Here is a 12,757-nt window from a genome sequence, read left to right as displayed (position 1 = left end):
ATCATTCGAGTCCGCCATGTCGAACAGTGTCAGGTACAGGGTACCTGACCTACTTCGAAACCATTAGCTTCCCACATAGCGAGCATAGAGCGTGCGGGCCGTGGCCACGTCGTCGGTGCCGCCGATGATGGCTCGCCCGTCGGGGAAGACTGTTAGCACGTTCTCTCCCACTTCGAGCCGCAGTAAGAAGGGGTTCCGTTCGATGCGGCCCGTGCCGGCAAGCTTTTTTGCCAACGACTCCAGATCGAGCTGGTGTCCGCGCGAAGGCGGAGCAAGTTGCACCGCGTTGCGACCGCAGAGGATGGCCGACTGGCTGCCGCGTTCTCCTTCGAGCCAGGGAAATTCGCCCTTGTGGCACGTGGGGCAATCGCCGCGCTCACGCAGCGAGGCGACCTTTACCTGTCGCAGGTGATTGTCCCACAACTCAAAGACCATCAGCGTGCGATTCACGGCCTCGCGATGGCCGCTCAAGATCTTGATCGCTTCGAGCGATTCGATCGAGGCAATCACGTTGACGATCGGCCCCAGGATGCCGGCCGTGTCGCACGTGGGGGTGGTGCCCGGGGGGGGCGTTTCCTGCATCAGGCAGCGCAGGCACGGGGTGTCGTGCGGCAGGATGGTCATCGTCTGCCCTTCGGCGGCGATGCAACCGCCGTAGACCCAGGGCAGATCGTGCTTCACACAGTAGTCATTGACCAGGAACCGGGTCTCGAAGTTGTCGGTGCCATCGACGATCACGCCCACGCCGTCGGCCAACTCGGCGATGTTCGCGGCCTCGATGTCGGCGACGATCGGCTCGACGGTGATCTCCGAATTGACACGGCGCAACTTCTCGGCCGCGGCCACGGCCTTCGGCATCCGCCGGCGGACATCCTCTTCGTCAAAGAGCACCTGCCGCTGCAAGTTGTTCAGCTCGACAAAGTCACGATCCACGATCCGCACCTGCCCCACCCCGGCGCGGACGAGCGTCTGAGCAATGACTGTCCCGAGCGCCCCGCAGCCACACACCAGCGCCCGCGAGGCGAGCAACCGTTCCTGTCCCTCGTGCCCGAAGTCGGGAAAGAGGATCTGGCGGTGATAGCGGGCGAGGGCGATTGGTGAATCGGAGTTGGAGTTTGATTGGGCTGAGTCCTTCATCACTGGGTGATTCTAGCGGAAAATGCTATGACGCGCAGGAACCGAACTGGGATGGGCGTCTCATCTCAGGCACTCAGTCCACCGGTCTCTCTACCTTCTATCGGTCATTGCGACTATTCCACGTGTACTTGATGGGGTTGGAAGCGCCGCGCTTTCTGAATTCGTCTGGAACCCTTTTTCCAACATACAATTGCATCATCTCTACGGGCGCTTCTTTGCCGATGAAGCCGAGTCGATCAGTTGCCACGTCAACGTCTGAAAAGCCTGGAAAGTTCGCTGCAGTGGCGGCCAGCCACCGCTCCGCCACAAAGGCCCCCACAATTAATCCCTGCTTCGTTGCAAGAATCACGTCAGCTTGAGCAGCCTTTCGGCTGCTTATCTTCCAGGCGAAGCGAACTGCGTCATATAGAGGTCGCTCAGACGCGGTTCGATTTACACTAATAAGGATTGCCTTGTGGTGAAAAACTGCTGGCTTGGCTGAATATCGGTTAATAATTTCCTCGGCATGCATGGTGCCGTAGTCGCCGCCAGCTCCTCCCACAATGTTGGTTAACCCTGGATACGCGTCGATCAAAGCGGCTTCCACCTCGAAAGCAGTCTTGTCATCCATACCATGACGATGAATTACGTGGGCCACCTCGAAACCTGCCAGGCGAATCTCATAGATGCGTTTGATCTTGCTTTCGAGGTCATCACCGACAGTTCCTTTCTCTCCGCGGATATGCGCGAAAACTCGGTTGCCCTGCCCCTTCCCCACGTAGAAAGTCTCGCCGTTGCGCGGATCGATTAGTCGATAGACATATGTCTTAAGCTTTTCGACTACTCCAGGAGGAAACGCATCATGCTGATGACCAGTCATTCGGGCGCCTCGCACGAGTGGAACTCGAAGTGAGTTGCGGATTTGAAAAAGCAGCGACCTTCGCAAATTCCGGGGAACGGCGTAGTGGTGAGCGTCAGTCGACCGAACTGCTGAAGATAGAGGGCCGCGCGGTTCGTGACCTGCACGTTGCGCCCCTTCAGCAGTTCCGACAGAAGTCGGTATCAAGCACCGCTCGATCCATTGGAGTCTACCCGGAGCTTTTGCCTGGAGCGCGTACGATAGACGTCGTCCATGATTTGGTCGACGAGTTCCGGCTCGTCCGACATGAGTCCCATAAGATCGCCCGCCACGGCGGTTGGCGCCACAGGCGTCTGCTCGACCAGCGAGCGCAGCAACTCGGGGACCGTGCAGCGTCGCTCGGCCGCTAATTGCTCGGCCCGGGCGAAGGTAGCGGCGTCGAGTTGGATGGCGGGACTGGTCATGTGGAGTGCTCGTGAAATTGCTCTGTTGCAATTCTACCACGGCGTGCTGGCGGAGGGTAAACACCCGGTGAAATCTCACTCCGTTGTGAGCATAGCACCGAAGCGAGAACAACTTGCACTAAGAAGTGTCACGCACGGGTGCGTGACCTACGCGATGTTGTTGTGTCCGCACCGAGTTATTGTCAGGTACGGGTACCTGACCTGAATGGCACTTCCTGAGTTCGTAACTGATTTACAACAATGAACTTCGTCGTGCCATCGTGATTGGCTTTCAACGAGTTGCTGTCGGAGCGTAAATCAGCGACGCCCGGCGAATCGTGGGGCGATCGTCGCATACTCTGAATCGTACACCCTCACCAACGCAAGCTGCCACCGTGGTGACAGCATAGCTTACGCCTTTGTCCTCTGGAGTTTAACGCTTCAGGAAGTGCCATTCGTACCTGACCTACAAAGAGCAAGCAAGCGGTGCTACACAGCAATCGAGCGGGCGGTACTAGACTAGTTCTTTTCTGCACCTTCGCCGCCGCGGGCTAGATACCGGCGGAGGTATCTGGCGCGCTCGATGTTGCGGTCGGCGGTGTCGAGCTCGCTGCCGCTGAGCTTTTGCAGATGGGCCGGTTGCGTGTGGATGAACATCCGGTTCACGTCCGGGATTTCGAGATCCTTGATCAGCCCCAGGTTCACCCCCATGCGGACGCTGCTGAGCAGGTGCATCGTCTCTTCCGAGCTGATCGTCTGCGCGCTGCGCAGCGTGCCGTAGGCGCGGCTTACACGGTCGTGCAGGTTGTCGCGGCTCTCGCGCACCAGGGCCTCGCGGGCCTGGCGCTCGTAGTCGACGATCACCGGCACCACGTCCCCCACGTGCTTCACCAGCACTTCCTCCGAGCGGCCGAGCGTGATCTGGTTGCTGATCTGGTAGAAGTCACCCATCGCCTGGCTCCCTTCGCCGTACAGGCCGCGCACGGCAAGGTGGATCTTCTGCAGCGAGCGGAAGACCTTGTCGATCTGCCGCGTCATGACCAGGGCCGGCAAGTGGAGCATGACGCTGACCCGCATGCCGGTGCCGACGTTCGTGGGGCAGGCGGTGAGGTAGCCCAGCTTGTTGTGGAAGGCGTAGGTGACGCGTTCCTCGATCTGATCGTCGATGCGATTGATCTGCTGCCACGCCCCGTCCAGGTCGAAGCCCGAGTGCATCACCTGGATGCGGAGGTGGTCCTCCTCGTTCAGCATCAGGCTGACCTGCTCGCCGCTGTCGATCGCGACGCCGCGGGCGCCGTCCGATTCGGCATGCTCGCGGCTGATGAGCTGGCGTTCGACGAGGAACTGCCGGTCCACGCCTTCGAGCGTGCTGACGTCGACGTAGTGGAGCTTGCGTTCCCAATCGATTTGCAGGATGCGCTCGCGCAGGGTCTGCTCGATCTGGGCGCGGTCGCTGGTCGAGGCGCGGCTGATGAAAGGAAACTCCGCCAGGTTGCGCGCCAGCCGGATGCGGCTGCTCATGACGATATCGGACTGCGGGCCCGAGCCACGCAGCCATTCGCCGATCGATTGCATCAGTTCGTTGATTTCCACGTCGCGGGCTACTCGCGTTCTTCGATGCGGCGGATCTCGTCTCGTAGTTTCGACGCGCGTTCGTAGTTCTCTTCGGACACGGCCGCCTTCATCTCGCGCCGCAGCCGGATCAACTCGGTCTTGAAATCGGTGTCGTGCGGCGAGTGGCGCGGACGCTTGCCGGTATGCTCGGTCTCGCCGTGGATGTTCAACAGCAGGGGCTCGAGATCCTTGCCGAAGAAGACGTAATCGTGTGGGCAGCCGAGGCGTCCCTTGTTGCGGAAGTCGAAGAACGAGATGCCGCACACGGGACAGGTTCGCTGATCGAGGCGCGACAGTTCCTCGGCCGTCTGGCCCACTTGCATCTGCTGCGCGAGCGCCCCGGCGAGGCTGCTGAGCGGAGCTTCTTCGCTCCCCCCGTCCGAACTGGTAAGGTACTCGCGCGCGTGATCTTCGCACAGGTGAAGCTCCTCGGGCTTGCCGCCCGAGAGCTCGGTAATGTGGAAGGTAGCGTTCTTATCGCACTTCTGACATTTCATCGACGCGCGATCAGCTTGGGGTGACGGTGGTTGCGGACACGACGGCGCAAGACAGGTGCAACAAACGGCGCTCGACTGCACGCAAGTTGTTAGCTGACAATGGGATTCTAGCTAGGCGCGGTAGGGTGTCAAGCTGAGCTGGGGGGGCGCGGCGAGACGGGGGGTGGCGTTGCCGATAGGGGCCGTCGGGTGCAAGTGAAGCGGAGGGATTATCGAGCCGGCTAAGCTGGGCGTCGAGTCCGACGAGCGGGCCAGGGCCGGTTGGTGCCGCGAGACGCTTATTGGTAAGCTGGTGCCGCGATCGAGCTGGTCGAGCGTGCCGGCGCGAACCCCGATCTACGGCCCAGTGACCTATCCCACATGGCTGCACCCAGCGAGCGACATTTTCCGGACCGGCAGACGTTTCGGGCGCTGGCCGCCGATCACGACCTGGTGCCGGTCTATCGGCGGCTGATCGGCGACACGCTGACGCCGGTGACCGCCTTTCAAAAGATCGACGCCGGCGCCTGCGGCTGCCTGTTCGAAAGCGTCATCGGCGGCGAGAAAGTGGGGCGCTACAGCTTCGTCGCGGCCGATCCCTTTCTGCAGATCGAGGCCAGCGGCTCGACCGTCACCGTGACCGACGGCCGGTTGGAAGAGACGTTCGAGGCGGCCGATCCCCTGGCCGAGCTCGAGCGACGCGTCGAAGCGTTGCGTGCCGCGACCTTGCCCGAGCTGCCCCCCTTCTGCAGCGGCGCCGTCGGCTACGCCGGATACGACACGGTGCGCTATACGGAACGGCTGCCGAACGCGCCGCACGACGATCGCAAGTTGCCCGACTTGGCGTTTGCCTTCTACGATCACATGGTGATCTTCGACCACGTGCAGAAGACGATCGTCGTGGTCTTTATGGCGCGAGTGGATCGCCAGAAGCCTGCGGACGAAGCCCCGTATGTGGAGGCCTGCCGGCGGATCGACGAACTGGTCGAACGGCTCTCCGATCCGCAGATCGAGCTGCAGCCGAGCGACATCAGCACGCAGGGTACCCCGACGATCGCCTACCAGTCGAACTTCCGCCAGGAAGACTTCGAAGCGGCGGTGCGGCAGTGCGTCGAATACATCCGCGCGGGGGACATCTTCCAAGTCGTGATCAGCCAGCGTCTCGAAGTGGAGATCTCCGCGCCACCGTTCGAGATTTATCGCACGCTGCGCATCGTGAACCCCAGTCCCTTCATGTTCTATGTGCGCACGCCGAGCGTGACGCTGGTCGGCAGCTCGCCCGAGGTGATGGTCCGCGTCGTCGACAGCAAGGTCACCGTGCGGCCACTTGCCGGCACGCGACGGCGAGGCGCTACGGACGAGGAAGACAAGCGACTGGCGACCGAACTGTTGGCCGATCCCAAGGAACGTGCCGAGCACGTGATGCTGGTGGACCTCGGTCGCAACGACGTGGGACGTGTGGCGCGGTACGGCTCGGTCGAGCTCACCGATGTGATGACGATCGAGCGTTACAGCCACGTGATGCACATCTCGTCGAACGTCGACGGCAAGCTGGCCGAGGGGCTGAATGCGTTTGATGCACTGCGGGCATGCCTGCCGGCGGGAACGGTCTCGGGCGCGCCCAAGGTGCGGGCCATGGAGATCATCGACGAGCTCGAGCCCCATCGCCGCGGACCGTACGCCGGGGCGGTGGGCTACTTCGACTTCCGCGGCAATATGGACACCTGCATTGCGCTGCGCACGATCGTCGTGCAGGGTCAGAAGGCCTACGTGCAGGCCGGGGCCGGCATCGTGGCCGACAGCGTGCCGGCGGAAGAATATCAAGAGACGCTCAACAAAGCCCGCGGCAGCTTGAAGGCGATCGAGATCACGGAAGCGCGGCTGGCAGGATGAGGCGAGGAAGGCGTGCAGCCTCAGGAAACGTTGCCTCCGAAACACCATCGAAGTAGTATTCCGACATGGGAAAGCAAATCGATCTTTCGAGCGAATTGGTGGATGACGCTGCGTCGATCGGCAGCATGACCAATCGTTCGATCGGCGATCAAATTGAGTATTGGGCCATGCTCGGCCGCTCAATTGAACCATTCATCGAAGGCCAATCTCTACGGCGACTACATGAACAAGGTGCAACGATACTGCTGTCGGAGCTTCTCGGAAGCGTCGACTCGGACGAAGGTCGCCAGCGAGTATTCGAGTATTTAAAGTCTCGTCCATTTCCTCATTTCAAGCAGCACCCGGACTCACCTGACCTGTTGATTCGTATCGATGCCGACGGGACGGAAACCATTGGCCGCTTCATAGGCCGTCACTTCGAGCCGGCTGCATAAAGATGGCCCTTGCCGCATTTGATCGGCGGCCTATGATCGTTGCGATCGCAGGGCCCAACGGAGCCGGCAAGACTTCGTTCTACCTCGCGCACCTGGCAGACAGCGGACTGCCGTTCATCAACGCCGATGAATTGGCGATCGCCTCCGGTGTCGATCCCTACATCGCTGCCGCGATGGCCGAGGAACTTCGCAAGAACCACCTCGAGCAAGGCTGGAGCTTCGCCTTTGAAACGGTCTTCTCAGACCCACTCGGTGAAAAGATTCGTTTCCTGGAAAGGGCGGTACAGCGTGGTTATGAAGTCGTCTTGTGCTTCATCGCTCTACCCAATGTCGATACGTCCATGGAACGTGTCGCCATTCGCGTCCTCCAAGGTGGCCATGACGTTCCTGACGACAAGTTAATAGCGAGGTTCCCTCGGACATTCGCCAACCTTCGATCCGCAATTCAACATCTGCCACACGTCCTGATTTTCGACAACAGCAATCTGAACCAGCCTTATTGCTTGGTGGCACAATTTGAGCGTGGCAAGCTCCAAGGGGATCGATCCACCATTCCGGCATGGCTTGATTCGCACCTTCAAACGCCACGATGAGTGAGTCGTTGCGCCGAGCTTTCGCAGCACCACTGGCTTGCAAATCATCCCATCCGCTACGCTAGTCGCCTGTCCCTTCACCCTCAGGCCGTTTGCTCATGCGTATCGAAGCGATCGAACTCTATCACGTGCGGATGCCGCTGATCTCACCGTGGCGCACCGCCTATGGCGAAGACGCCGCGGCCGAGTCGGTGTTGGTGCGGATGGAAAGTGGCGGCCTCGAAGGCTGGGGCGAAAGCTGCCCGCTGGCGGCCCCCTGCTACAGCCCCGAGTGGGCCGGGGGCGTGTTTGCCACGTTGGCGCGGTGGATGGGACCTGCCGTCGTCGGCGAGGCGATCGGCAGCGGCCAGGAACTGCAGCAGGCGCTGGCCCACTTCAAGGGAAACTCGTTTGCCAAAGCAGCGCTCGACAATGCCTGGTGGGATCTCGAAGCGCGCCGTCAGGGGAAGCCGCTCCATCGACTGATCGGCGCCAAGCGCGATACCGTGCCGGTGGGGGCGGACTTCGGCGTGATGGATTCGATCGATGAATTGCTCGTGGCGATCGGCCGCGCCGTCGAGGCCGGCTTCCCTCGCGTCAAACTAAAGTTCCGGCCGGGCTGGGATCTGAACATGCTCCGCGCCGTGCGGCAGGAGTTTCCCACTCAGAAGTTTCACATCGACTGTAACAGCGCGTACCGTTTCGGCGACATCGAACTGCTCTGCCGGCTCGACGACTTCCACCTCGAGATGATCGAGCAGCCGCTGGCCTACGATGATCTGATCGATCATGCCCGGCTGCAGTCGACCATTCGCACCGCCATCTGTCTGGATGAAAGCATCTCTTCGGTGGAACGGGCCGAACAGGCGCTCGACTTGGGAAGCTGCCGCTACGTGAACATCAAGCCGGGACGCGTCGGCGGCCTGACCAACGCCATCGCCATTCACGACGCCTGTCAGGAGGCGGGCGTCCCCTGCTGGGTCGGGGGCATGCTCGAATCGGCCATCGGAGCGCAGCTCTGCGTCGCGCTGGCCATGCTCGACAACTTTACTTATCCGGCCGATATCTTTCCGTCGGCGCGTTTCTATCGCGAGGATCTGGGCCTGCCGTCGATCGAACTCGCCTCCGGCCCGGAAGGCGTGCCGCACGTGAGCGCCTCGCACGAACCCGGCGTGGGGGCCGCGCCCGACCCGGAACGCCTGGCGGCGATGACCGTACAGAGCGTGCGCATCGAGCCGGGCACGTGGCCGTAGACGATCGTTCCCGTCGCCGCGACGAAATTGCTTCAATATTGTTGATCTTCGTGCGAAGATGTCTGTAACCGGCCCCCTTTTGCCCCTGTTGGGAGACTTCGCCATGCTGCAACAAGTCGTGACCACGTTGACACAGGATCAGGGCATTTTGTTGGGGGCGATCCTGGGCACACTCGGCATCCTGGGCGGAACGGTCATCGCCACGGCCGCCGTCGTCTCGCAAGCTTGGCGCCGGGCGCGACAGACCGAAGACATCAATGCCCTGAAACACGCCATGATCGAGCGCGGCATGTCGGCCAACGAGATCGCGACCGTCATTCGGGCGACGCCCAAACGTGGATTCAACTTTTCTTTCGATCCGCGCCACGGGCACAAGTGCGAGCACGCCGCCGCCTGTTAGGCTCGACGCGAGGCAATCACTCGATTGGACACTCGCACTTACGTAGCGTCCGAACGTTGATGGCGCACCGCTTCTACCTGTTCGGCGGTGGGGGCCTGCGCCGCCTGCAGACGCACGACGTCTCGTTCGGCCGATTCCCAGTCTCCCGATCGTGCCTCGGCAATAATCGCCTCGAACGCCGCGCGTGCTTCGTCCGACATCTCGCCGGCAGCATGGCGTTCGGCCACGAGTTGGGCATTCTTCTCGAGCCAGTCCGTGTTGCGCGCGGAGATGGCCGTGCGCAGCGTCGTGGTCAGACGAAGGTTATTCGGCGCGACCGTGGGCTGTCCACAGCCGGCGAGACCTAGCCCTGCAACAGCGGATAGCACGAGCAGCGTACGACGCGCTCGTCGACCGCACGACGGTGGAGAAACCTTGGCGTCGATCATCAATACTCCCCTACCAGATCTCCCTTGGCACGGCTGGAGAGCGCGGCCCAGGTGAGTTGATTGATGTAGTCCGAAATAAAACGCACGCTGCCGTCTCCCAGCATCACGTTGCATCCACCGGGATGCTGGGCGTACATCTGGCAGACGTGACAGAGAGGGCTGTTCGGCGGATGAATGGCCGGCGGATCCTCACTCTTGGCCGGACCGCTGTGTACCTGCACGAGCGTCGCGGCCGAATCGCATTCCGAGAAGGCGAATTCCTCGCTCGGGCAGACCGAGGCTCCCGGCACCACGCCGACCCAGGTCTTGCTGCTCAGCACCGAGTGATGCTCACCCAAGAAGACCGTGTTGCTCAGACCATCGCTAACGTCGACAACACGCGTGCCCGAGTTGCGATAGAGGGGGCCATCGACCAGCCCGAGATAACGGTCGCGTGCGACGCCCCACGGCTCCTCCTGCCCCACATTCGCCACGTAGTGCGAACGGGCAAAGTTCGCGAGAACGTTCCCTTCGGCGTCCTTCACGTCGAAAGAGGACTGTTCTCCCGTCGCCGTGGGACACAGATAGATGGCCACCTTCGTTTGAGCCGCCGCGGCGTTCTCGGGCGCCCAGCAGGGGAGCTTGGCATCGAAGGCGAGCTGCACTGTCTGCAACTCGACATAAGGCAAGATGAGCATGCCCCAGGCCCAGCCTGGCCCGGCGTCGCGCGTCGCCGGGTCCGGCTCGCCGTGTACTCCCCCGCCACCAGTCTGACTAATGTAGGCCGAAGGAAACGAGCCGAGCGCCTCGTGGTAGAGGTGCATCGCCAGCCCGATCTGCTTCAAGTTGTTCGAGCATTCGGCCCGGCGGGCGGCCTCGCGCGCCGCCTGTACCGCGGGGAGCAAAATGGCAATCAGCATCCCGACGATGGCGATCACCACCAGTAGCTCGATCAAGGTGAAACCACCCCTACGCAGCCAGCGAGACCCCCTCATCGGTGCAAAACTCCCTAGAAAACCGGCAATCAAAACCAATTATTATGGCAGTGTAATAATTGTTTTTGATTAGTCAAATACTTTTGTTTGTGAAATCAACACCAGGGCGGCGATTGAGGGGGGCGAGCGAGAGAGAGGCTTGAAAATGAGATTAATCCAGGAGTCCTACCAGAACTGGTGTGTCCGGTCGGGCGGCGCTCCGGTAGGTTGCAGCGCGGCTCCCTGCATTCGAAGCGGAAGCTGGGCCGTGAGCACCGATATTCGCGGCGATGAATTGTGCTTCCTGTCCCCTTTTTGAAACTGCTGACAAACTCCCTCAGTAAAACAGCGAGCAAGGGACTGTCGTTCCGGCTGCTCGCACGCCACGAAGGAGATCCGCGTGATGCGAAGACGAAAATCAACTCTGCTGGCAATCGCCACCTTCGTGACCCTGAGCCTGACGGTCGTCGCCACGCGAGCCGAAGAGCCGCGCAACCCCTCCACGGCCGAGACCCGTTGCGTCGGCCAGAAGATCGAGAACTTCTCGCTGCACAGTGCGCTGGGACAGAAAGTCTCGCTCGATGAATTCGGCGACAAGCAGGCGATCGTTGTCGCGTTTCTCGGGGTCGAGTGTCCGCTGGTGAAACTGTACGCCGGCCGGCTGAACGAGCTCGCCAAACGATACGACGAGCGCGGTGTCGCCTTTCTGGGCATCGATTCGAACGTGCAAGACACGCTCACCGAGGCGGCCTCCTTCGCACGCCACGAGCAACTCGTGTTTCCCTTGCTGCTGGATCCCGACGGCGCGGTGGCCGAGTCGTTTGGCGCGTCGCGCACGCCGGAGATCTTCGTGCTCGATCGCGAGGGGGTCGTGCGCTACCACGGCCGGGTCGACGATCAATTCCAGGTCGGCGTGCAGCGGCCGGCGGCCACGCGCGAAGATCTCGCCGAGGCGCTCGACGAGCTGCTCGCGGGCAGTGCAGTCTCCGTGGCCGAGACGGCGTTTCAAGGCTGCCGCATCGGTCGCACGAACAGCGTGGCCACGGAGAACCCCTCGTTCACCTATGCCGAGCACATCGCGGGGCTACTGCACAAGCGCTGCACCGAGTGCCATCGCAATGGGGAGATTGCTCCCTTTCCGCTGCTGACTTACGACGACGCTCAACCCTGGGCCGAGATGATTGCCGAAGTGGTGCGCGAACGCCGCATGCCCCCCTGGTTCGCCAGCCCCGAGTACGGCAAGTTCGACAACGAATGCCAGTTGCCCGAGGACGAGCGCGAGATGTTGCTCACCTGGGTCGACGAAGGTTGCCCGCCGGGGGATCTCAGTCAGGCGCCGGCACCGCCGCAGTTCGTTGAAGGCTGGGGCATCGGCGAGCCCGACGCGGTCTTTCCGATGAGCGACAAGCCGTTCCCGGTTCCGGCCACCGGCGCGGTTCCCTACGAACACTACGTGATCGATCCGCACTTCACCGAGGATAAATGGATCTGGGCCAGCGAAGCCCGCCCTGGCCATCGCGGCGTGGTGCATCACATCCTGGTCTTTGCCGTTCCGCCTGGCGGCAGTACCGCCAACGAGTTTCTCAAGGGACGCCTGATCGCCGCCTACGCGCCCGGCGTGCCACCGCAGGGGCTCGAGCCAGGGCGGGCGGCGTTCGTCAAGGCGGGCACCAAATTCGTCATGCAATTGCACTACACGCCGAATGGCCGGCCGGCCGAGGATCTCAGCCAACTGGCCTTCCGCTTTATCGACGCGAAGGACGTCACGCAGCAGGTCGAGTCGGGCATGGCGATCAACTTTCTGATCTCGATTCCGCCCCACAAGTCCGACGCCACGTTCAACGCGAACTTCCGCTTCCCCGAGGATCGGCTCATGCTGGCCCTGACGCCGCACATGCACCTGCGCGGCAAGGCCTTCCGCTACGAAGCCGAGTATCCCGACGGCACGAGGGAAACCCTGCTCGACGTGCCCAAGTACGATTTCAATTGGCAGATCACCTACCATCTGGCCGAGCCGAAGTTGATGCCCAAGGGGACGCGGCTCCGCTGCACGGCGGTGTTCGACAATTCGAGCGAGAACCCGAACAACCCCGACCCGTCGAAGACAGTCAATTTCGGCGAGCAGACGTGGGATGAAATGCTGATCGGCTGGTTCCAGACCGGCAGCGTGACGAAGCCTTAGCTCGTAGGTCAGGTACGCCGTACCTGACCATGCTCGACGTGGCCAACTCGATCGATCGTCAGGTACGCCGTACCTGACCTACAAAACGCCGTCGTGCCGTTGTGGTAGATCAAATAAGGTGAATCACGACGACG

The 12,757-nt window shown here is 61.7% G+C and carries 13 protein-coding genes; 6 read left to right on the top strand and 7 right to left on the bottom strand.

Annotated features, from left to right (window positions below):
* Positions 1–63 precede the first annotated feature (63 nt).
* The 5 genes from KF708_23855 to KF708_23835 all read right to left on the bottom strand — a co-directional run bounded on the left by KF708_23855 (position 64) and on the right by KF708_23835 (position 4,529).
* Positions 64–1,137, bottom strand: coding sequence for a ThiF family adenylyltransferase (locus KF708_23855; protein MBX3415740.1), 1,074 nt, complete (start codon positions 1,135–1,137; stop codon positions 64–66).
* 97 nt (positions 1,138–1,234) lie between these two features.
* Positions 1,235–1,996, bottom strand: a complete 762-nt coding sequence (locus KF708_23850) for a hypothetical protein (GenBank protein MBX3415739.1) — start codon at positions 1,994–1,996, stop codon at positions 1,235–1,237.
* 182 nt (positions 1,997–2,178) lie between these two features.
* The gene (locus KF708_23845; GenBank protein ID MBX3415738.1) at positions 2,179–2,439 is read right to left on the bottom strand and encodes a hypothetical protein; all 261 of its coding nucleotides are present in this window, start codon (positions 2,437–2,439) and stop codon (positions 2,179–2,181) included.
* Positions 2,440–2,937: 498 nt separating this feature from the next.
* Positions 2,938–3,993, bottom strand: a complete 1,056-nt coding sequence (locus tag KF708_23840; GenBank protein MBX3415737.1) for a protein arginine kinase — start codon at positions 3,991–3,993, stop codon at positions 2,938–2,940.
* 26 nt (positions 3,994–4,019) lie between these two features.
* Positions 4,020–4,529: a UvrB/UvrC motif-containing protein gene (locus tag KF708_23835; protein ID MBX3415736.1), complete on the bottom strand. Its 510-nt coding sequence runs from the start codon at positions 4,527–4,529 to the stop codon at positions 4,020–4,022.
* A 360-nt stretch (positions 4,530–4,889) separates the two neighbouring features.
* Between KF708_23835 and trpE the strand changes: the two genes are divergently transcribed.
* From trpE to KF708_23810, 5 genes are all read left to right on the top strand, one after another.
* The gene (gene trpE / locus KF708_23830) at positions 4,890–6,401 is read left to right on the top strand and encodes an anthranilate synthase component I (GenBank protein MBX3415735.1); all 1,512 of its coding nucleotides are present in this window, start codon (positions 4,890–4,892) and stop codon (positions 6,399–6,401) included.
* Positions 6,402–6,466: 65 nt separating this feature from the next.
* Positions 6,467–6,835: a hypothetical protein gene (locus KF708_23825; protein ID MBX3415734.1), complete on the top strand. Its 369-nt coding sequence runs from the start codon at positions 6,467–6,469 to the stop codon at positions 6,833–6,835.
* A gap of 2 nt (positions 6,836–6,837) precedes the next feature.
* Positions 6,838–7,428 (top strand): zeta toxin family protein, encoded by a 591-nt coding sequence (locus KF708_23820; protein MBX3415733.1) that lies wholly within the window; start codon positions 6,838–6,840, stop codon positions 7,426–7,428.
* A gap of 98 nt (positions 7,429–7,526) precedes the next feature.
* On the top strand, positions 7,527–8,660 hold the full coding sequence (menC, locus tag KF708_23815) for an o-succinylbenzoate synthase (protein MBX3415732.1): 1,134 nt from the start codon (positions 7,527–7,529) through the stop codon (positions 8,658–8,660).
* 103 nt (positions 8,661–8,763) lie between these two features.
* A complete protein-coding gene (locus KF708_23810) occupies positions 8,764–9,060 on the top strand; it encodes a hypothetical protein (GenBank protein MBX3415731.1) in 297 nt (98 codons plus the stop codon).
* Positions 9,061–9,098: 38 nt separating this feature from the next.
* Here KF708_23810 and KF708_23805 read toward each other — a convergent pair whose 3' ends face one another.
* Both KF708_23805 and KF708_23800 read right to left on the bottom strand, forming a co-directional pair.
* Positions 9,099–9,488 (bottom strand): hypothetical protein, encoded by a 390-nt coding sequence (locus KF708_23805; protein ID MBX3415730.1) that lies wholly within the window; start codon positions 9,486–9,488, stop codon positions 9,099–9,101.
* Entirely contained in the window at positions 9,488–10,462 is a 975-nt protein-coding gene (locus tag KF708_23800) for a DUF1559 domain-containing protein (GenBank protein ID MBX3415729.1), read from the bottom strand. The genes KF708_23805 and KF708_23800 overlap by 1 nt, the downstream gene beginning before the upstream one ends.
* A gap of 382 nt (positions 10,463–10,844) precedes the next feature.
* Between KF708_23800 and KF708_23795 the strand changes: the two genes are divergently transcribed.
* On the top strand, positions 10,845–12,623 hold the full coding sequence (locus tag KF708_23795; GenBank protein ID MBX3415728.1) for a redoxin domain-containing protein: 1,779 nt from the start codon (positions 10,845–10,847) through the stop codon (positions 12,621–12,623).
* The last annotated feature ends 134 nt before the right edge of the window (positions 12,624–12,757 follow it).

The sequence above is a fragment of the Pirellulales bacterium genome (assembly GCA_019636335.1).
In the GTDB taxonomy this organism is placed as follows: domain Bacteria; phylum Planctomycetota; class Planctomycetia; order Pirellulales; family JAEUIK01; genus JAHBXR01.
Note: the sequence above shows the minus strand (reverse complement) of the source record. Positions and strands in the feature narration are given on the sequence as shown.

Excerpts from the sequence above, each read along its gene's own strand:
- KF708_23825 (MBX3415734.1), top strand. The coding sequence starts at position 6,467 with ATGGGAAAGCAAATCGATCTTTCGAGCGAATTGGTGGATGACGCTGCG.
- KF708_23850 (MBX3415739.1), bottom strand. The coding sequence starts at position 1,996 with ATGACTGGTCATCAGCATGATGCGTTTCCTCCTGGAGTAGTCGAAAAG.
- KF708_23840 (MBX3415737.1), bottom strand. The coding sequence starts at position 3,993 with ATGCAATCGATCGGCGAATGGCTGCGTGGCTCGGGCCCGCAGTCCGAT.
- trpE (MBX3415735.1), top strand. The coding sequence starts at position 4,890 with ATGGCTGCACCCAGCGAGCGACATTTTCCGGACCGGCAGACGTTTCGG.
- KF708_23845 (MBX3415738.1), bottom strand. The coding sequence starts at position 2,439 with ATGACCAGTCCCGCCATCCAACTCGACGCCGCTACCTTCGCCCGGGCC.
- KF708_23820 (MBX3415733.1), top strand. The coding sequence starts at position 6,838 with ATGGCCCTTGCCGCATTTGATCGGCGGCCTATGATCGTTGCGATCGCA.
- KF708_23800 (MBX3415729.1), bottom strand. The coding sequence starts at position 10,462 with ATGAGGGGGTCTCGCTGGCTGCGTAGGGGTGGTTTCACCTTGATCGAG.
- KF708_23795 (MBX3415728.1), top strand. The coding sequence starts at position 10,845 with ATGCGAAGACGAAAATCAACTCTGCTGGCAATCGCCACCTTCGTGACC.
- KF708_23835 (MBX3415736.1), bottom strand. The coding sequence starts at position 4,529 with ATGAAATGTCAGAAGTGCGATAAGAACGCTACCTTCCACATTACCGAG.
- KF708_23810 (MBX3415731.1), top strand. The coding sequence starts at position 8,764 with ATGCTGCAACAAGTCGTGACCACGTTGACACAGGATCAGGGCATTTTG.
- KF708_23805 (MBX3415730.1), bottom strand. The coding sequence starts at position 9,488 with ATGATCGACGCCAAGGTTTCTCCACCGTCGTGCGGTCGACGAGCGCGT.
- menC (MBX3415732.1), top strand. The coding sequence starts at position 7,527 with ATGCGTATCGAAGCGATCGAACTCTATCACGTGCGGATGCCGCTGATC.
- KF708_23855 (MBX3415740.1), bottom strand. The coding sequence starts at position 1,137 with ATGAAGGACTCAGCCCAATCAAACTCCAACTCCGATTCACCAATCGCC.